Raw genomic sequence first — 896 nt, forward strand, 5'->3', positions numbered from 1 at the left:
GCCCCCGCGCCCGGGCCGCGCCCGCCCCCGCCCATCGGGGCCGGGTCGCCGCCCCCCTGCTCAGCGACGTCCGCCGCGCCGACGACATCGCCCTGCCCCTCATGCGCTACGCCGGCCGGGCGGGGCGCCCGCTCAGGGAGAGCGGGAGGGTGGGGGGGGTGCCGGGGGGGGTCAGCCCCGCCCGCCGCTTCACCCGCCGCACGCTGCGCTCCTGGGGCGTGGGGGAGGAGACCGACGCCGCCCTCCTCGTCGTGTCCGAGCTGGTCACCAACGCCCTGGTGCACACCGAGGGCCGGGTGCGGCTGGACCTCAGCCTCGTCAACCACCGGCTGCGCATCGCCGTCGCCGACGCCTCGCCGCGCACCCCCGCCAAGCCGACCAGCATCGGCTGGGAGGCCACCGGCGGCCGGGGCATCCTCTTGGTCGAAGCGGTCTCCGCCTGCTGGGGCACGCTGCCCGTCAGCGGCGGCAAACAGGTGTGGAGCGAGCTGCTGCTCGGCCGGTGAGACACGGCCGCGGGCGCACTGCCCCACACGGGTGTGCCAAGCCCCGGTCCCGGCAGGTCGCGGGGGCCGTGCGCCCCGCGGTGCTTAGGGTCCTGGGCTGTGTCACACACCTTCGAAGAGCTGGTGGCGTTGCAGCGTGCGGCCGACGAGGCGCACACCCGGGTCGAGCAGCTGCGGCGCACCTACGGCCCGCCCGCGCAGGAGCGCTGGACCGGGTTGCAGAGCGAGACGTACGAGACGGCCTGGCGGGCCTGGCGCGACCTCGCGCGCGACCTGCAGGCCGCGCTGAGCGAGTACGCGAACGTCGAGCGGCGGCCCCGCGCAGAGGTCGAGGCGGAGGTGGAGCGGGCCGCGCGGCCCGCTCCACCTCCGCCTCGACCTCTGCGCGGG

General features: G+C 77.5%; 2 protein-coding genes. Both read left to right on the forward strand.

What is annotated here, in order from left to right:
* Positions 1–506, forward strand: a 506-nt coding sequence (locus GV126_RS33550; RefSeq protein ID WP_201299979.1) for an ATP-binding protein, incomplete at its 5' end; no start/stop codon positions are given.
* Positions 507–605: 99 nt separating this feature from the next.
* Positions 606–896, forward strand: a 291-nt coding sequence (locus GV126_RS33555; RefSeq protein ID WP_159674906.1) for a hypothetical protein, incomplete at its 3' end; no start/stop codon positions are given.

The organism is Streptomyces mexicanus (genome assembly GCF_902506575.1).
Classification (GTDB): Bacteria; Actinomycetota; Actinomycetes; order Streptomycetales; family Streptomycetaceae; genus Streptomyces; species Streptomyces mexicanus.